We start from the raw sequence: 16,526 nt of genomic DNA on the forward strand, positions 1-16,526 counted from the left end.
ACGAAGCGGCGCTTCCTTACTGCCGCCGCGCCTCCATCACCCCCTTCACTTCCGCGATCGCCCCCAGCGCCTTCTGCAGCTGCCCGGTCGATCCGATCTCCGCCGTGAACACCATCCGCGCCTGTCCCTTGGCGCTCTGGGTGTTCACCCCGATCACATTGATCTTCTCGCGCATGAACACGTCCGAGATATCGCGCAGCAGCCCTTGCCGGTCCATCGCCAGGATGAACAGGTCGACCGGATACACCGTTTCCAGCCCGGCCGAACCCCATTCGGTCTGGATCACCCGTTCCGGCGCCTTGGCGCGCATCTCGGCGAAGTTCTTGCAGCTGAGGCGGTGGATCGAGACGCCCTTGCCGCGCGTGACGAAGCCGCAGATCGGGTCCGGCGGCGCCGGCTTGCAGCACTTGGCCAGCATCGTCATCAGGCCCTCGGTGCCGACCACCAGCACGCCCGACTTGGCGCCCTGCTCCACGCTCGAGGCGCGGCTCTTGTTGACCACCGCCTCGTCGACGGGCGGCGGCGCTTCCGGCGTGTCGTGCAGGGCAGCTTCCACGTGGCGCAGGCTGAACTTCTCCTTGCCGACCTGGATGAACAGTTCATCGACCTTGGCAAACCCCAGCTTGTGCGCCAGCGCTTCCAGGTTGACCGCGGTCTTGCCCTCGCGCTGCAGCGATTTCTCGACCAGGGTCCGGCCCTGGGCCAGGGTCTCGGCCTGCTCCATCGCGTGGAACCACGCGCGAATCTTCGACCTGGTGCGGCTGCTGACCGTATAGCCGGGGCTGAGCCAGTCGCGCGACGGCCCCTGGCTGCCGGCCGGGCCCTTGGCCGTGATGATCTCGCAGGTCTGGCCGTTCTTCAGCGGCGTGTTCAGCGGCACCATCACGCCGTCGATCTTGGCGCCGCGGCAGCGGTGCCCCACCTCGCTGTGCAGGTGGTAGGCGAAGTCGATCGGGGTCGCGCCCTGCGGCAGCTCGAGCACCCGCGCCTGCGGCGTCAGCACGAAGATGCGGTCGTCCAGCGTGGTGGCCTTGAGCTTCTCGACCCATTCCTTCTGCAGGTCTTCCTGGCCCGTGACCACGTCGGCGACGTCGCTCTTCCAGGCCAGCAGCTGGCGCAGCCAGGCGATCTTCTCGTCGTACTTCTGGCTCTTGAAGTTCGACCCGCCCTCTTCCTTGTAGCGCCAGTGCGCGGCGATGCCGTACTCGGCGAAGTTGTGCATTTCCTGGGTGCGGATCTGCACTTCCAGCGGCCGCCCGTCCTCGGCGGTGACGACCGTGTGCAAAGACTGGTAGCCGTTCGGCTTGGGGCGCGAGATGTAGTCGTCGAATTCCTTCGGGATCGGGGTCCAGATGTTGTGGACGATGCCGAGCACCGTGTAGCAGGTCTTGACGTCCGGGACGATCACGCGGAAGGCGCGCACGTCGTACAGGGACGAGAAGTCAAGCTCCTTGCCGCGCATCTTGTTCCAGATGCTGTAGATGTGTTTCGGCCGGCCCGAGACCTCGGCCTTGATGCCGGCATCATGCAGCTCGGTCTGCAGGCGGCTGATCGAGGCCTCGACGAAGCCTTCGCGCTGCATGCGCTTCTCTTCGAGCATCTTGGCGATGCGCTTGTAGGTATCCGGCTCGATGAAGCGGAAGGAGAGGTCTTCCAGCTCCCACTTCAGCTGCCAGATGCCGAGCCGGTTGGCCAGCGGCGCATAGAAGTCGAGCACCTCGCGGCCGTAGGCGCGGGTGACCTCGTCGAAGCGCTTCTGCTCGGAGAACCAGCGCAGGCTGGCGGCGCAGGAGGCCAGGCGCATCAGCACCACGCGCATGTCCGAGGCCATCGCCAGCAGCATCTTGCGCAGGGTTTCCACCTGGGCGGCGGCCTGCTGGGCGGCGTTTTTGCCCGCATTTTTCACACCTGCGACCTGCTCCTTGCCGGCCGTGAGGTCGCGCAGCTTGACCAGCTGGTAGACGCCCTGCACCAGGTCCGACACTTCCTTGCCGAAGCGATCCTCGAGCGAGCCGGCCACCGCCGGTTCCATCATCGCCAGCTCGAACAGCAGGCCGGCGATGCGGGTCTCGGCGTCGGTGCGCAGGTAGGAGAGCGTGCCGGCCACGCCGAGCGAGAACTCGAAGGCGTTCTGGCCGGTGGCGGCGCAGCGCTCGCCGTACATGCCGGCGGCGTAGTCGAGCGCGCCCTGGACCCGCGCGCAATCCTCCACGCTGAGTCCCTGGACCAGCTGGGTGGTGGCGTCACCCAGTAGAGCGGTTGATACCATCTAGGTGCTTAGCGCAGTGCGGCGGTGATGCAGACCTCGACCAGGCATGCAGGGTTGGCCAGCTTGGCTTCCACGGTGGCACGCGGCGGGGTGTGCCCCTGTGCGACCCACTCGTCCCAGACCGTGTTCATGCCGGCGAACAGGCCCATGTCGGCGATGAAGATCTGGCACATCAGGACGCAGGACTTGTCGCTGCCGGCTTCGCCCAGCAGGCGGTCGACGTGGGCCAGCACCTCGCGCATCTGGCCTTCGATGCCCTGGGTGGTGTCTTCGGCGATCTGGCCGGCCAGGTAGACGGTGCCGTTGTGGATGGCGATTTCGGAGAGGCGCTTGCCCACGTGGAGTCGTTTGATTTCCATGACTGCTTTCTCAGGTAAGGTGGCGGAAATCTTCATTCTCCGCCGATTAAAAATTCTCGTGCGATCGCGATCTGCTCGGGCCGGACGAAGGTGGGCGCGTGGCCGACGCCCGGGATCTCGACCAGCCGCGGCTTCGGCCCGCGCGTGCACATCTCCTGGGCCGTCTCGCGCGACAGCAGGTCGGACTGCTCGCCGCGCACCAGCAGGGTCGGGCAGCGGATCGCGTCCCAGGCCGACCACAGGGCCGCCTGGTCGCCGGCCGCGCGCTCCGGCGTGATGGCGCGGAAGGGCTGGGCCAGGCCGAGGTCGTAGTGGCGCACCCACTGGCCGTCCGGGTCCTGGCGCAGCACGTCGTTCGCCAGCTTGAACCATTCTTCCTCGGTGTGCGGCCCGAAGGAGGTCGACACCGCGCGCACATAGGCGGCGCCGGTATCGAAATCGGGGAAGCGGATGTCCTGGCCGATGTACTCGCCGATGCGGGCGATCGCCCCCTGGTCGAGCACCGGTCCGATATCGTTGAGCACCAGCTTGCGCACCGGGCTGTCCTCGAGCGAGGCCAGCATCATGCCGATCAGGCCGCCCATCGAGGTGCCGAACCAGTGCACCCCCAGTGCGTCGTCCTGGGTGACGCGGGCGACCAGGGTAACCATGTCGGCCACATACTGCGGCACCGTGTAGTACTCGGGATCGCGCAGGCGGCCCGAGCGGCCGCGACCGACCACGTCCGGGCAGACCACGCGGTAGTCGTCGCACAGGACGCGCGCCAGCCCATCGAAGTCGTCCGCCACGCGGGTGACGCCGTGCACGCAGACCAGCACCTTCGGGTTGAGCGGGTCGCCCCACTCCTTGTAGGCCATCCGGTGCAAGCCGGCGGGAGAGCTGCACTGCACGCTTTTTAATCTGGCTTCGCTCATCCCCTGCTCCGTCATGGCAATATTGTCCGTTCTACTATCCCAACGCGCCATTTTACCGGGCGTTGCGATTAGAATTCTACCAATTCTGAGGAAGCAACCCCATTCCCCCCCCAAACTAGAGGACGCAATGAAATCGAATATGCTCAGTGGTAAAACAGCACTCGTCACCGGTTCGACCTCGGGCATCGGCCTCGGCATCGCCCGTTCGCTGGCGGAACAGGGCGCGAATATCGTCTTCAACGGCTTCGGCGACGCCCAGCAGATCGAGAAGCTCTACACGGACGTCGGCAGCGAGTTCGGTGTCCAGACCGCCTACCATAACGCCGACATGAGCAAGCCGGCCGAGATCGAGGCGATGATGCGTTTTGCTGCCGACAAGTTCGGCGGCGTCGACATCCTGGTCAACAACGCGGGCATCCAGCACGTGGCGACCGTGGACGAGTTCCCGCCCGAGAAATGGGACGCGATCATCGCGATCAACCTGACCTCGGCCTTCCACACCACCCGCCTGGCCCTGCCCGGCATGAAGCAGAAGAACTGGGGACGCATCATCAATCTGGCCTCGGTGCACGGCCTGGTGGGCTCGGCCGGCAAGTCGGCCTATGTCGCGGCCAAGCACGGCCTGGTCGGCTTCACCAAGGTCACCGCGCTGGAGCTGGCAACCACCGGCGTCACCTGCAACGCGATCTGCCCGGGCTGGGTCTTGACGCCGCTGGTGCAGAAGCAGGTGGACGACCGCGCCGCGCGCGACGGCCTGAGCAACGATGCGGCGCGCAAGGCCCTGCTGGCCGAGAAGCAGCCCTCGGGCGAATTCGTGACCCCGGCGGAACTGGGTGCGCTGGCCGTGTTCTTCTGCAGCCCGGCCGGCGACCAGGTGCGCGGCGTGGCCTGGAACATGGACGGCGGCTGGGCCGCGCAATAAGGCCACGATGACACAGCGCCTCGACGAAGCCGCCTTGCAGGACGCCTGCCTCGACCTGGCGCGGGTGGTGCTCGCGGCCGGCCAGCCCCAGGTCTCGAACGACATCCTCGAGACCCTGGCCGACCGCTTGGGGATCGAGCAGTCGCTGGGGGACCTGGAAAGATAGCGTTCACCTACCTACAATAACGGGACACTGCATGCAACGCACCACCAGGGCACTCGCCCTGGCCATCCTCGCCCTGTCCTCCTCACCGCCGACCGCGTCTGGACCGGCGAGGGATCGCCGAAGAACGGCTGGGCGGTGCTGGTCTCGAAAGGCCGCATCGAGGCCGTCGGTCCCGTTGAAACACTAACGGTCCCCGCGGACGCCGAGCGCATCGACCTCCCCGGCAAGACCCTCACCCCCGGCATGATCGACCTGCACCCAGGTCGCGGTGCATGCCAGCAGCGACGACGCCATCCGCATGGCGATGCGGGCGGCGACCGTGGTGGCGGTCGATGGAGATCCGACCGAGGACATCGGGGCAGCGGCCAAGGTGGGCTTCGTGATGAAGGGCGGCGAGGTGTTCCGGAAATAGCACGCTATACAGAATTGGCATAAGGCATAACAAGATATAAGGCCTGCGGATATCCACAATAGATAAGGCGGTCCGCTTCCGACAAGATGGCAACACCACAAACTTCTCCAAGAAGCGTTGCCATGAAAAAGCCTTTTTACAAGATCCTGTATGTCCAGGTGCTGATCGCCATCGTGCTCGGCGTGTTGCTCGGGGTGTTCTATCCTGAACTGGGCGCCAAGATGAAGCCATTGGGAGACGGCTTCATCAAACTGATCAAGATGATCATCGCCCCGGTGATCTTCTGTACCGTCGTCGCCGGCATCGCCGGCATGCAGGACATGAAGAAGATCGGCCGGGTCGGCGGCAAGGCCCTGCTCTACTTCGAGGTCGTGTCGACCTTCGCGCTGGCCATCGGCCTGGTGGTCGCCAACGTCCTCAAGCCGGGCGCCGGCTTCAACGTCGACGTCGCACACCTCGACGCCTCCTCGATCGCCAAGTACACCGAGAAGGCGCAAAGCCAGACCACGACCGACTTCATCATGAACATCATCCCGAACACCTTCGTGGATGCCTTCGCCAAGGGCGACATCCTGCAGGTGCTGCTGATCGCGCTGCTGTTCGGCTTCTCGCTGTCGATGATGGGCGAGCGCGGCCGCCCGGTGACCAAGATGATCGACGACTTCTCGCACGCCATCTTCGGCGTCGTAAACATCGTCATGAAGGCCGCCCCGATCGGCGCCTTTGGCGCGATGGCCTTCACCATCGGTAAGTACGGCGTCGATTCGCTGCTGCCGCTGGCCAAGCTGATGGGTTCCTTCTACCTGACCTGCTTCCTGTTCGTGGTCGTGGTGCTGGGCGCCATCGCGAAGTACACCGGCTTCTCGATCTTCCGCTTCATCAAGTACATCAAGGAAGAACTGCTGATCGTGCTCGGCACCAGCTCGTCGGAAAGCGCCCTGCCGGCCCTGATGCGCAAGCTGGAACGCCTCGGCTGCTCCAAGCCGGTGGTCGGCCTGGTGGTCCCGACCGGCTACTCGTTCAACCTGGACGGCACCAACATCTACATGACGATGGCTGCCCTGTTCGTGGCCCAGGCCACCAACACCGAGCTGACCCTGATGCAGGAACTGACCATCCTGGCGGTGGCGATGCTGACCTCGAAGGGCGCATCGGGCATCACCGGCGCCGGCTTCATCACCCTGGCGGCGACGCTGGCGGTGGTTCCGACCATCCCGGTGGCCGGCATGGCCCTGATCCTCGGCATCGACCGCTTCATGAGCGAAGCCCGCGCCCTGACCAACTTCATCGGCAACGGCGTGGCCACCGTGGTGGTGTCGAAGTGGGAAAAGGAACTCGACACCGAGCGCATGGATGCCGTGCTGAACGGCCGCGTGCCGGTCGATGGCGAGAAGGACCTGGAGCCGGTGCGCGCCGCCGCGTAAGTACTTCCTGCTCACGGCAAACCGCATCTACGGATGCGGTTTTTTTTCGTCTCTACGGGGCGCAGTATGCAATCTGAAATGACCTCAGCCTAGCAAATAATTTGCGCACGCCTAGCAGAAAACTGTAGACACCACTGTCTAGACAGACTATTCTAGAACTGCCAATACTTATGAGGACGCTCATGCCACGCAAGCCCGATACCCCAAAGCCGACCCCGGCCGAACTCGAACTGCTGCAGGTGCTCTGGCCGATGGCCTCCGGCACCGCCAGGCAGGTGCACCAGAAAATGCAGAAGACCAAGCCCGAGGTCACCTATGCCACCGTGCTGCGCCTCATGCAGATCATGCACGGCAAGGGCCTGCTGGTGCGCGACGAGAGCGAACGTTCGCACGTCTACACCCCGGCCCATCCCCAGGATTCGGTCGAGACCAATCTGCTCAAAGACCTGATGCAGCGTGCCTTCGCCGGTTCGGCCAAGGCGCTGGTGCTGGCCGCGCTCAAGAGTGGCATCTCGAAGAAGGAACGCGACGAGATCGAGCAGTTGCTCCGTGAAGACAAGCCGGGGGACAAGCAATGAGCGCCGCCGACCTCGTCGCCAGCGTCGGCTGGACCCTGGTCCACTTCCTGTGGCAGGGCGCGCTGATCGGCTGCGCCACCGCCGTACTCCTGACCCTGGTGCGCAATGCGCGGCCGGAATCGCGCTACCTGGCCGCCTGCAGCGGCCTGTTCCTCTGCCTGGCCTGGCCCGCCACCGAACTCGCGCTGCGCCTGCTCGGCGGCAGCGGGTCGGGCGGCGATGCGATGGTGCTCTTCGCCGCCGGGCTGGTGGCCGCTTCACCGGTCGACGATGGCTGGGCCGCCCTGCTCGCCGACCAGCTGACCTGGATCGTCGGCACCTGGGCCGTATGCGCCCTCGCGATGAGCCTGCGGATGGTGGCCGGCCTGCTCTGGATCGGCCGCGCCGCGGCCCAGGAGCGCATCGACCCGGCCTGGCAGGCGCGTGTCGAGCGCATGGCGGCGCAGTTCGGCATCGACCGCGCGGTGCGCCTGCGCATCGTGGAAAGCCTCGGCAGCCCGGTCACGGCCGGCTGGTGGCGTCCCGTCGTGCTGGTCCCCGCCACGCTGGTGTCCGGCATGCCTGCGCCCCTGCTGGAAGCGCTGCTGGCGCACGAGCTGGCCCACATCAAGCGCCACGACTACCTGGTCAACCTCGGCCAGAGCCTGGTCGAGACCCTGTTCTTCTACCACCCGGCGGTCTGGTGGATCTCGGGACGTATCCGCGTCGAACGGGAACAGATCGCCGACGATTTCGCGGCAAGGCAACTGGGCGAACCGCGGCGCCTGGCCCTGGCCCTTTCCGAGCTGGAGAAACTCCAGTTTTCCACCCACCACCTGGCCCAGGCGGCCAACGGAGGAGATCTTATGTCACGCATCAAACGATTGGTTCGTCCCGATACGCAAGCGCTGAACTGGAAGGCGGCCATTCCCGTATTGGGCCTGGCGGCAATGAGCGCCGCGGTGTTCGCGCATGCGGCGCCGGCGAGCAAGCTGGCGGAGCCGGAAAAGCAGGCCATCGCCAACTTCGAGTCTTGCAAGCGTCCCGAATACCCGGCCGAATCGGTCAAGCAGCAGCATACCGGTACCGTCACCCTGGGCTTCCTGGTGGCGAAGAACGGCTCGGTGAAAGACTCGAAAGTCACGAAATCCTCCGGTCATGTGGCGCTCGACGAGGCGGCGCACACCGCGCTGACAAAGTGCAGCTTCAAGCCGGCCACCACCACGGGCAAGCCGGTCGAGGCCTGGGCTGCGGTGCAGTACGTCTGGACCCTGGAGTAAGCTGAAAGAAACAGCCCGGCAAGGACGCTCGCCGGGCTGTTGGATCGACCCATGGGCGGCGCAAGCCGCCTTGTTCGTTTACACCGCCGACACGTCCAGCTCGCAGCCGGTCGCGCTCAGCACCTCGTCCTTGCCGACGCCGGGCGCCAGCTCCACCAGCTTGAGGCCGGTGTCGGTAACATCCAGGACGCCCAGGTCGGTGATGATGCGGTCCACCACGCCCACGCCGGTCAGCGGCAGGTCGCATTTCTTGAGGATCTTGTGCGAGGTCGAGCCGTCCTTGGCGGTGGCGACGTGTTCCATCACGACGACCACGCGCTTGACGCCGGCCACCAGGTCCATCGCCCCGCCCATGCCCTTGACCATCTTGCCCGGGATCATCCAGTTGGCCAGGTCGCCACGCTCGGACACCTGCATCGCGCCCAGGATCGCCAGGTTGATCTTGCCGCCGCGGATCATGCCGAAGGAATCGGCCGAGCTGAAGTAGGCAGCGCCCGGCAGTGCGGTCACGGTCTGCTTGCCGGCGTTGATCAGGTCGGCGTCGACTTCCGCTTCCGTCGGGAAGGGGCCGATGCCCAGCAAGCCGTTTTCCGACTGCAGGAAGACCTCGATATCGTTGGGGACGTAGTTCGCCACCAGGGTCGGCAGGCCGATGCCCAGGTTCACATAGAAACCATCCTGCAGTTCCTTCGCCGCGCGCGCGGCCATTTCATCACGAGTCCAAGCCATGTTCTGTCTCCAGTGTTCGCAAAAAGCGCGTTAGTTCGCGCGCACGGTGCGCTGTTCGATGCGCTTTTCCGGCGCCGGGTTGTGGACGATGCGGTGCACGAAGATGCTCGGGGTGTGCACCTGGTCCGGATCGATCTCGCCGATCTCGACCAGTTCCTCGACTTCCACGATGCAGACCTTGCCGGCAGTGGCCACGTTCGGGTTGAAGTTGCGCGCCGTCTTGCGGTACAGGAGATTGCCGGCCTTGTCGGCCTTCCATGCCTTGACCAGGGAGACGTCCGGCAGCAGCGCACGTTCCATCACGTAGTGCTCGCCGTCGAATTCGCGGGTTTCCTTGCCGTCGGCGACGATGGTGCCAAAGCCGGTCTTGGTGTAGAAGGCCGGGATGCCGGCGCCGCCGGCGCGCAGCTTCTCGGCCAGCGTGCCCTGCGGGGTGAATTCGAGTTCGAGTTCGCCGGCCAGGAACTGGCGTGCGAATTCCTTGTTTTCGCCGACGTAGGACGAGATCATCTTCTTGATCTGGCGGGTTTCCAGCAGCTGGCCCAGGCCGAAGCCGTCCACGCCGGCATTGTTCGAAATCGCCGTCAGGTTCTTGACGCCGGAATCGCGCAGCGCCGCGATCAGCGCCTCCGGAATGCCGCACAGGCCGAAGCCGCCCACGGCGATGGTCTGGCCGTCTGCAACGATGCCGGCCAGCGCCGACTTCGCATCAGGATACACTTTGTTCATACTCGTCCCTTGAATAGGTTAAGCGAAAGCTCTTCTGTACTACAGAGTAGAGTCTCAGCATAAAATACGCTGTACTGAATAACAATACCGTAGAACTACGGCCCGCCCCGTCCATGAACCGAGCAGTCGATCCAGATCAGATGACAACAGCCTCCAACATCGATTACGAGGTGATCTTCCAGTACGCGCCGGTCGGGATGTGCGTGTCCGTGGACCGGGTGATCCAGTCGTCCAACCTGGCCCTGGCGGCAATGTTCGGCCATTCACCGAGCGAGCTGCAAGGGCAGTCGTTCAGCGTGCTCTACCCAACGATGGACGAGTTCTTGCGCACTGGCGACCGCATCGTGCCAATCATGAACGCAAAGGCGCGCTATTCGGACGAGCGCATCATGCGCCGTGCTAACGGCGAACTGTTCTGGTGCCACGTTACGGGGCGCGCGCTCGATCCGGCACAGCCGCTGGGTGCAGGCGTGTGGACCTTCGAAGACTTGAGCGAGAAGCGCCCGGTATCGGCCCAGCTGACGCCGCGCGAGCGCGAGATCGCTGCGCTGCTGGTCGAGGGTAAAACCAGCAAGGTCATCGCGCGCCTCATCGACCTTAGTCCGCGGACGGTGGAGATGCATCGGGCCAGCCTGATGCGTAAGTTTGCAGCATCGACCTCCTCGGAACTCGTCAACAAGCTTGTCGGCGCATATTGAGATCGTTTCTGCCAAGGGCCGGGACGATCGCCATGCATCATGGAGGCGGATGAGAGCCAATGCGTCGCAACGCTCATTGCTTTTCCTCTACTCCAAACCCCAGTTAATCTGGAATGGCTCCCATACCTTAGGGCATTAACTCAATTCTGAAATTATTCCTACAGGTAATTGTCCATGGCTCATTGATGAATATCAAAGCTGATATTGAGATAGGGTGAAAAATCACTTCACGGACCTGTTTTGGCCCGTAAGCAGCAGACTACACACATCCGCCAAGCCTGCCTTCACCCGAGAGGCGGATCCGCCGTATCAATCAACATATCTCTCGATATCGCGACTGCAAGTCGTGATCTGTGCCGGCTCTACAATAACGCGCTGATCGATGTACGGCGCTTAATTCCATTTGGCGAACAATCTTTACTAGAGACTGTATCGATGTTCTGGTTCCTGCTAGGAGCACGCTTCGAATACAGCCTAGTCAACCGCCACATTTGGCTCAACGATCCGAGCAATTGCTGCGCCTTCACAGCTTCTCGTTGATTCTCGTGGTAGTAGCGCATTTAATGCTAGAGCGAATTTGGCGTTCCACTGCACCTATCATGAAGAGCAGACAGCAAATCGATGTGGAACTCGTCAGATCGGCGCAGGCTGGTAACGTCGGGGCGTTTGAGTCCCTGATGAAACGTTATAGAAGTCGACTCATCCGCTACCTATCAACATACATGAAGGATGCGCGAGATACTGAGGATGTGGTACAAGAAACTTTTATAAAAGTCTACATGGCAATCGATAGCTTCCGCGGAGACTCGTCCTTTTCAACTTGGTTATTTCGAATCGGTATCAATACGGCAAAACGGAGCTTGGCACGCAACGGCCGTCGCTTGGCGCAGACAATCGAACCGCCGAGCGAAGGGCGCGGTAACCAGCAAGCCTTCGAAACCGAGGCAGACTACGAGACGCCAGAAGCGAAACTGGAAAACAAGCAGATTCTGGACCTCCTTGATGCAGCCCTTGCCGACCTGCCTACAGGGCAGAGGACTTCGCTCATCCTGCGGGAAATCGAAGGTTTGAGCTACGAGGAGATTGCCGAGCAAATGCATTGTCCGGTAGGGACGGTGCGCAGTCGGATTCACCGTGCACGCGATACCATTGCAGCAGTGCTCAGGTCTCGTTGATGATCTTCCCGATTACACCAGGCAAAGGCTTCTTCGCGAAGATGCGGGAGCCAGATACTTCGCACCCGCTGCCGGCGTGATCGCCTGCCCATATATCGGGAACACCCAAGGAAGCTCGAAGAGGCACCGTTACGAACCAAAAAGTTGTATGGAAAGAAGTCCGATTCCAAACAATATCAAACATACTGCCTTTGTCCTCCTGGTACCGGTTTCCATCAAGTCTTCCGAACCATCTACCGTCGGAGGGGGAAGGCCCCCCCTCATGCGAATATTTTGCATGGCACGCGCGTCCGGCGCCATTTCCGCGCGCACTGCGCCCAAGATTTGAGGCATCTCCGCGGTTTGCCGAGGAATTTCCGACCCGGCATCCTGAACCTCAGCATTTATCGATTCCATTTGCTTCTCCATGAATCTACCCAGCGCTTTGCTATTCTCTTTTTCCCTTGGACCAATGTACTTATGCATATTGGCAGGTTGACGAGCGCCCCCTGAAATGATCGATAAATGATGATTCGTTCGTAGCCCTGCTCCTCTCCTAAGAACCGGAATTTATATTCATTCCTGCCGGACATGAAGTGGTACTGCTTCACGCTCCGGCGAATTCCTTCGCAGATGCCCATATAGCAGCAAAGCATACCAAGTCTCATTTCATCGAATACAGGGTCGTGTGTTACTACGTGCATATAAAATTGAGAGCCAATCTGTGTAGCAATGATGCCGCCACACACACGTTCTCCGGACTGCGCGACTAATGTGATGCCGTAACTGTCGACCATACGGATGAGCTCAGCCACCGAGCGCTCACTATGACATGATCGCTTTCCCTTCCCGGCGATCCTTAATCGACTCAACTCGATCAGCCTCGCAATCCGTTCATGCCCGACCTGACTTTTCTCAAATATCTTAAAATCAATAGCGGGCTGCTGCACTGTCAATAGACGTTGCGCGCGCCGAATGGCGCCACGCAGACTTCGCCCCAGCGAGGCAAAGTAGATTTCCTGCGTTGCAGGCAAGGCAATGACAATGTCTTCCGTAGCGTTATATCGTTGAATCGGGAAAGGCAGCGAAATACGGCCAACCGCTACCGCGGAAAAGCGGATGAGATTTACTTCGGGGTACGCTGCGAAAAGAAAGCGTGCCATACGCTCCAGGACACATGCGGGCATGGTGAAATAATCGTTCAACACTGTAATTCTGTCGGCGTCACGGCGGAACAGAACGATGTGCTTTACAGCGCCGTCTTCAAGTGAAAGGTAGGCCGCAATCCCGTCGCGTGTTTGCTCATCGGAGAGACGCGCCAGCGTGCAAAATACGTTTCCGTAAATTTTCTCAAGCCCCTCCCGCACATGGTCTGGGAACGGCTGCGCCACGATCAGCTCCATAGTATCTATAGCACGCCCGGCAATATTCTCTACGTTTGCGCAAAGATTCATATACGCCCCCTTCGTCCGCCCGGCCCGACATGGATCTGCCTTGTATTCCGCTAACGCGCCAGGCAAGAAGAATTTTGATCTCGGAAAAACCGTAACTTGATGACGATAAGCATACCTGTGCGGCGCCTGCGTCTATCGCCTGATAAGCAGGAAATCTTTGCGACGAACAATTTCTATAATATAAAATTTATTCTATGGCGAGAGGATTTCGCGCATTTGCGAAAAATCAAACGACGAAGATTCAAGCGTCGAAATGCAGTTTGGAAATTCGAGGCGCAATTTCCATTCGAGAAAGAAGGTCCAGGGCGGATCGTAGCGAATACTTCGGAATTCTTGCGGACGAGCTAGGATTTATTTCCGCATTGGCAAGGATGCATACATTGAAGATTGACAGCAGAAATCATTCACGAGATTAATGGAGAGGCTGGCGTAGCGCACATACAACTAAAAGGCAGCCAAGACGGGACATAGTTAGTAAGATTCCAAGATGGCGAGCTTAACAAGAGCGGCAACTCGACGTTAAAGCAATGGGCGAGCTCAACTATTGAACGGGGGTGGCTATGATTAGGATCATGATTTGCGATGCAGATCTTTTTGCGCGAGAGGGAATCAAGCAGATGCTTGCAAAATATGATGATTTGCAGGTGGCATGCGAAGCTGACAGCGTGACGGAAACATTTCAAATGCTACGCGAATACCCTATCGACGTTTGCGTCTTGGAAATTGCTATGGCTTTCGATAGTGGGTTGCGCTTTGTCCGCGAGACAAAAAAACATGCATGCATGAAGCCGATCTTGGTAATGAGCGACCGTCTCGAACGCGATTTTGCGCTGCGCGCAATCCGTGCAGGCGCGGCAGGCTATCTCCCCAAAAATTGTTCAGAGCAGCAACTTGTCTACGCGATACGAACAGCGGCAGATCGCCGCCCTTACGTCAGCGAGACCGTATGTGAATTGATCGTTGAAAGCATTACGGAAAAGTGCGTAAAACTTCAGCATGAAAACCTGTCCGACGCCGATTTCGAAATTTTCTGTCTCATGGCCAAAGGCGCGACCGTCGCAAAGATAGCGGACATTTGTCACATTAGCATCGACGTTGTGCGGAATCGCAAGAGCAGGATCATGGCGAAGACTGGTTTGCGCACCCACGCGGAACTGGTGGAATATGCGATCAAGAACAATATGGTCGACCTTTCCGAACTGAGGTGTTGATCCAGCTTCAGAGCAATACAGGCAGCCCTGCTCGCCCGGCGGCATGCTCGCTTGCATGGGAGCCATACCTGACTAGCGCAGTGCCGGAACCGGTCCTCGTCAAGTCAGATTGTGTGTGGCTTTATAAGAGGTGGTGGACAATGGCATACTGGATAAGTTGAGTGGTCGAAGCGATATCCATTTTTTCCATCATCCTTGTCTTGTGCGTGCTTACCGTCTTGACGCTTATTCCGAGTTCGCACGCGATCTCGGACACTTTCATTCCAGCTGCCAGTTTTCTGAAGATTTCGAGTTCACGCTGTGTCAGCGATTTATGCGTATAATCCTTGGCGACTTTTCCGAGGTCGGCTGCAATAAGCCTTGACAGCTCTTCATGCAGATAGATCTTCCCTGAACAAACAGTGCGGATCGCAGCCGGCAGATGACTAACAGCACAGCTTGCACTTATAAGACCGCGTGCTCCCACTCTAAGCACAAACAAAATTTGCTGCAATGTGGGAAACCGCGAGACGACGATCACGCGGAGACTCGGACAAGACTGCTGCAAATATGAGAGATGATCGTTGATGATCGCCGTCGAAGAATATGCAACGACGATCACATCGGCGTTTCCTGATTTTCCGTCAAAGGAAACCTCCCGTACATGCTCAAACTCCCCAACGATCTCGATGTCGTCCACCGGCGCAAGTATCCGCTTCATCCCTTCACGAACAACCGTGAGATTGCTTGTCAAAACAACGCCAATCATGATTAACCACCTGCTTTTCTTAGCAATTAATTCACTCTTTACGTGCATTACGGATTACTCAACGGGCAGCATCTGCGATGCGCTGTCCACGGGCAGATGACTCAGCGCCAGGAGTGCATATAAATAATGGATCGCACTATTACGCTAATAAAAGAATTCCTTGCCTTCAAGCGCGCTCACTTAAGCAACAACTAGTGCATCAACATTTCTTGAGAAATCGCAACGCACCCATTTTTGAATTCCACGCCGAAACCTTTGGCTAATGAAACAGATCAAGGTATCTTGATTATTTGGGAACTTTTCTGATCTATGCAATATACATGAATAAGGTCGCCTCGACATCTCTCCCTAATTTGGGATTAGGAATAAGCGGCCGGGAATATTTTGCCTGACGAGCAAGATGCGGGTGCGTCAAACTGGCGCCAGCACCCTGCCACGCTGACACGACGCATGACTTCCAACTCACCGCTTAGACGGCTGATAGGGGATAGGCAGTAGGCAGTGACGATCGCCGGCCTGGCACCGTCCGGCCGGATCCGACACCGCCGTGGTCAGGGACGATGACGTTGATGGGGGCCATCCCATCGCCCCAGCGGATGACGATCCTCATAGAATGTATAGACTGCCTGGGGGTCCGCTACACCTGTCTAATGAACTTTACTGCGCCGTCATGCCGTCGTCGGCCGTGATGATGGCGCCATTGATGAAGTGGGCTTCGTCCGCTGCCAGCAGCAGCAGGAGCCCGTCGAGGTCTTCCGGTTTGCCGGCGCGCTTGCGCGGCAGCATGTCGATCAGCTTGCGCCCCTGCTCGGTGTCGAAATAATCCTCGTTCATTTCGGTGCTGATGTAGCCGGGGCAGATGGCATTCACGTTGATGCCGTACCTGCCCCACTCCACCGCCATGGCCTTGGTCATCTGCACCACGCCGGCCTTGCTCATGCAGTAGACGCCGATCTGCGGCAGCACGCGCAGGCCGGCCACCGAGGCGATGTTGACGATGCGGTGCTGCTTGCGCGGGTCGCCCTTGGCGCGCTGGATCATGCGCTTGGCGGTCTGCTGCGCGACGAAGAAGGCCCCGCGCAGGTTGGTGTCCATGATGTAGTTGTAATCGTCTTCGGTCACGTCCAGCAGGCGCTGGGTGCTCGACACGCCCGAATTGTTGACCAGGATGTCGATCGGCCCGGCCTCGGTCTCGGCGTGGGCGATGGCCGACTTGATTGACCCCAGGTCGGTGACGTCCAGGCGCACCACGTGGGCGGCGCCGCCGTCGGCTTCGATCTCGGCGCGCAGCTCCTTGAGCCGCTCGACCCGGCGCGAGGCCAGTACCACCTGCGCTCCGGCCCCGGCCAGCGCCTTCGCGAAGCGGGCGCCGAGTCCGCTCGAGGCGCCGGTGACCATGGCGATTTTTCCTTCGTAATTGACTTCGATGCCCACGTTGGCTCCCCCTTAGCGAAGTCACCATATTACACAAATCATCAGTATTAGATTGCTGCATCTAAT

The 16,526-nt window shown here is 60.3% G+C and carries 17 protein-coding genes; 9 read left to right on the top strand and 8 right to left on the bottom strand.

The window, feature by feature from the left end:
- Positions 1–16: 16 nt before the first annotated feature.
- Genes AC56LK_RS04755 through AC56LK_RS04765 form a run of 3 tightly spaced genes read right to left on the bottom strand, consistent with a single transcriptional unit; the run spans position 17 to position 3,542 of the window.
- On the bottom strand, positions 17–2,269 hold the full coding sequence (locus AC56LK_RS04755) for a RelA/SpoT family protein (RefSeq protein ID WP_497183411.1): 2,253 nt from the start codon (positions 2,267–2,269) through the stop codon (positions 17–19).
- Between the two features lie 8 nt (positions 2,270–2,277).
- A complete protein-coding gene (locus AC56LK_RS04760; RefSeq protein ID WP_497183412.1) occupies positions 2,278–2,628 on the bottom strand; it encodes a RidA family protein in 351 nt (116 codons plus the stop codon).
- Between the two features lie 32 nt (positions 2,629–2,660).
- Entirely contained in the window at positions 2,661–3,542 is an 882-nt protein-coding gene (locus tag AC56LK_RS04765; protein WP_497183413.1) for an alpha/beta fold hydrolase, read from the bottom strand.
- Between the two features lie 127 nt (positions 3,543–3,669).
- Here AC56LK_RS04765 and AC56LK_RS04770 point away from each other — a divergent pair, with 127 nt between their 5' ends.
- From AC56LK_RS04770 to AC56LK_RS04795, 6 genes are all read left to right on the top strand, one after another.
- Positions 3,670–4,464: a 3-hydroxybutyrate dehydrogenase gene (locus tag AC56LK_RS04770; RefSeq protein WP_497183414.1), complete on the top strand. Its 795-nt coding sequence runs from the start codon at positions 3,670–3,672 to the stop codon at positions 4,462–4,464.
- Between the two features lie 7 nt (positions 4,465–4,471).
- Positions 4,472–4,630, top strand: a complete 159-nt coding sequence (locus tag AC56LK_RS04775; RefSeq protein ID WP_497183415.1) for a hypothetical protein — start codon at positions 4,472–4,474, stop codon at positions 4,628–4,630.
- Between the two features lie 268 nt (positions 4,631–4,898).
- Complete coding sequence (locus AC56LK_RS04780) at positions 4,899–5,042, top strand: hypothetical protein (protein ID WP_497183416.1); 144 nt, start codon at positions 4,899–4,901, stop codon at positions 5,040–5,042.
- A 122-nt stretch (positions 5,043–5,164) separates the two neighbouring features.
- Positions 5,165–6,466: a dicarboxylate/amino acid:cation symporter gene (locus tag AC56LK_RS04785; RefSeq protein ID WP_497183417.1), complete on the top strand. Its 1,302-nt coding sequence runs from the start codon at positions 5,165–5,167 to the stop codon at positions 6,464–6,466.
- A gap of 182 nt (positions 6,467–6,648) precedes the next feature.
- The gene (locus AC56LK_RS04790; RefSeq protein WP_497183418.1) at positions 6,649–7,044 is read left to right on the top strand and encodes a BlaI/MecI/CopY family transcriptional regulator; all 396 of its coding nucleotides are present in this window, start codon (positions 6,649–6,651) and stop codon (positions 7,042–7,044) included.
- A complete protein-coding gene (locus AC56LK_RS04795) occupies positions 7,041–8,303 on the top strand; it encodes a M56 family metallopeptidase (protein ID WP_497183419.1) in 1,263 nt (420 codons plus the stop codon). Before AC56LK_RS04790 ends, AC56LK_RS04795 begins: the two co-directional genes overlap by 4 nt.
- A gap of 78 nt (positions 8,304–8,381) precedes the next feature.
- On the opposite strand, the gene AC56LK_RS04800 is transcribed toward AC56LK_RS04795, so the two are convergent.
- Both AC56LK_RS04800 and AC56LK_RS04805 read right to left on the bottom strand, forming a co-directional pair.
- The gene (locus AC56LK_RS04800) at positions 8,382–9,032 is read right to left on the bottom strand and encodes a 3-oxoacid CoA-transferase subunit B (protein ID WP_497183420.1); all 651 of its coding nucleotides are present in this window, start codon (positions 9,030–9,032) and stop codon (positions 8,382–8,384) included.
- Between the two features lie 30 nt (positions 9,033–9,062).
- Positions 9,063–9,761, bottom strand: a complete 699-nt coding sequence (locus tag AC56LK_RS04805; protein ID WP_497183421.1) for a CoA transferase subunit A — start codon at positions 9,759–9,761, stop codon at positions 9,063–9,065.
- Positions 9,762–9,901: 140 nt separating this feature from the next.
- Between AC56LK_RS04805 and AC56LK_RS04810 the strand changes: the two genes are divergently transcribed.
- Together AC56LK_RS04810 and AC56LK_RS04815 are read left to right on the top strand one after the other, a co-directional pair.
- A complete protein-coding gene (locus AC56LK_RS04810) occupies positions 9,902–10,459 on the top strand; it encodes a LuxR C-terminal-related transcriptional regulator (protein ID WP_497183422.1) in 558 nt (185 codons plus the stop codon).
- Positions 10,460–11,058: 599 nt separating this feature from the next.
- Complete coding sequence (locus AC56LK_RS04815; protein ID WP_497183423.1) at positions 11,059–11,634, top strand: sigma-70 family RNA polymerase sigma factor; 576 nt, start codon at positions 11,059–11,061, stop codon at positions 11,632–11,634.
- 383 nt (positions 11,635–12,017) lie between these two features.
- Here AC56LK_RS04815 and AC56LK_RS04820 read toward each other — a convergent pair whose 3' ends face one another.
- Positions 12,018–13,016, bottom strand: a complete 999-nt coding sequence (locus AC56LK_RS04820; RefSeq protein ID WP_497183424.1) for a GNAT family N-acetyltransferase — start codon at positions 13,014–13,016, stop codon at positions 12,018–12,020.
- Between the two features lie 611 nt (positions 13,017–13,627).
- On the opposite strand from AC56LK_RS04820, the gene AC56LK_RS04825 reads away from it, so the two are divergent.
- Complete coding sequence (locus tag AC56LK_RS04825; RefSeq protein ID WP_497183425.1) at positions 13,628–14,278, top strand: response regulator transcription factor; 651 nt, start codon at positions 13,628–13,630, stop codon at positions 14,276–14,278.
- A gap of 121 nt (positions 14,279–14,399) precedes the next feature.
- On the opposite strand, the gene AC56LK_RS04830 is transcribed toward AC56LK_RS04825, so the two are convergent.
- Together AC56LK_RS04830 and AC56LK_RS04835 are read right to left on the bottom strand one after the other, a co-directional pair.
- Positions 14,400–15,026: a LuxR C-terminal-related transcriptional regulator gene (locus AC56LK_RS04830; RefSeq protein WP_497183426.1), complete on the bottom strand. Its 627-nt coding sequence runs from the start codon at positions 15,024–15,026 to the stop codon at positions 14,400–14,402.
- 657 nt (positions 15,027–15,683) lie between these two features.
- Complete coding sequence (locus AC56LK_RS04835) at positions 15,684–16,460, bottom strand: SDR family oxidoreductase (protein ID WP_436105571.1); 777 nt, start codon at positions 16,458–16,460, stop codon at positions 15,684–15,686.
- Positions 16,461–16,526 lie beyond the last annotated feature (66 nt).

It is taken from the genome of Telluria sp. ZB4P36 (genome assembly GCF_059685865.1).

Bases quoted from the DNA above. Each gene is read 5' to 3' on its own strand.
- AC56LK_RS04765 (WP_497183413.1), bottom strand. From the start codon at position 3,542: ATGAGCGAAGCCAGATTAAAAAGCGTGCAGTGCAGCTCTCCCGCCGGC.
- AC56LK_RS04800 (WP_497183420.1), bottom strand. From the start codon at position 9,032: ATGGCTTGGACTCGTGATGAAATGGCCGCGCGCGCGGCGAAGGAACTG.
- AC56LK_RS04755 (WP_497183411.1), bottom strand. From the start codon at position 2,269: ATGGTATCAACCGCTCTACTGGGTGACGCCACCACCCAGCTGGTCCAG.
- AC56LK_RS04770 (WP_497183414.1), top strand. From the start codon at position 3,670: ATGAAATCGAATATGCTCAGTGGTAAAACAGCACTCGTCACCGGTTCG.
- AC56LK_RS04805 (WP_497183421.1), bottom strand. From the start codon at position 9,761: ATGAACAAAGTGTATCCTGATGCGAAGTCGGCGCTGGCCGGCATCGTT.
- AC56LK_RS04760 (WP_497183412.1), bottom strand. From the start codon at position 2,628: ATGGAAATCAAACGACTCCACGTGGGCAAGCGCCTCTCCGAAATCGCC.
- AC56LK_RS04825 (WP_497183425.1), top strand. From the start codon at position 13,628: ATGATTAGGATCATGATTTGCGATGCAGATCTTTTTGCGCGAGAGGGA.
- AC56LK_RS04785 (WP_497183417.1), top strand. From the start codon at position 5,165: ATGAAAAAGCCTTTTTACAAGATCCTGTATGTCCAGGTGCTGATCGCC.
- AC56LK_RS04820 (WP_497183424.1), bottom strand. From the start codon at position 13,016: ATGGAGCTGATCGTGGCGCAGCCGTTCCCAGACCATGTGCGGGAGGGG.
- AC56LK_RS04810 (WP_497183422.1), top strand. From the start codon at position 9,902: ATGACAACAGCCTCCAACATCGATTACGAGGTGATCTTCCAGTACGCG.
- AC56LK_RS04775 (WP_497183415.1), top strand. From the start codon at position 4,472: ATGACACAGCGCCTCGACGAAGCCGCCTTGCAGGACGCCTGCCTCGAC.
- AC56LK_RS04795 (WP_497183419.1), top strand. From the start codon at position 7,041: ATGAGCGCCGCCGACCTCGTCGCCAGCGTCGGCTGGACCCTGGTCCAC.
- AC56LK_RS04790 (WP_497183418.1), top strand. From the start codon at position 6,649: ATGCCACGCAAGCCCGATACCCCAAAGCCGACCCCGGCCGAACTCGAA.
- AC56LK_RS04830 (WP_497183426.1), bottom strand. From the start codon at position 15,026: ATGATTGGCGTTGTTTTGACAAGCAATCTCACGGTTGTTCGTGAAGGG.
- AC56LK_RS04815 (WP_497183423.1), top strand. From the start codon at position 11,059: ATGAAGAGCAGACAGCAAATCGATGTGGAACTCGTCAGATCGGCGCAG.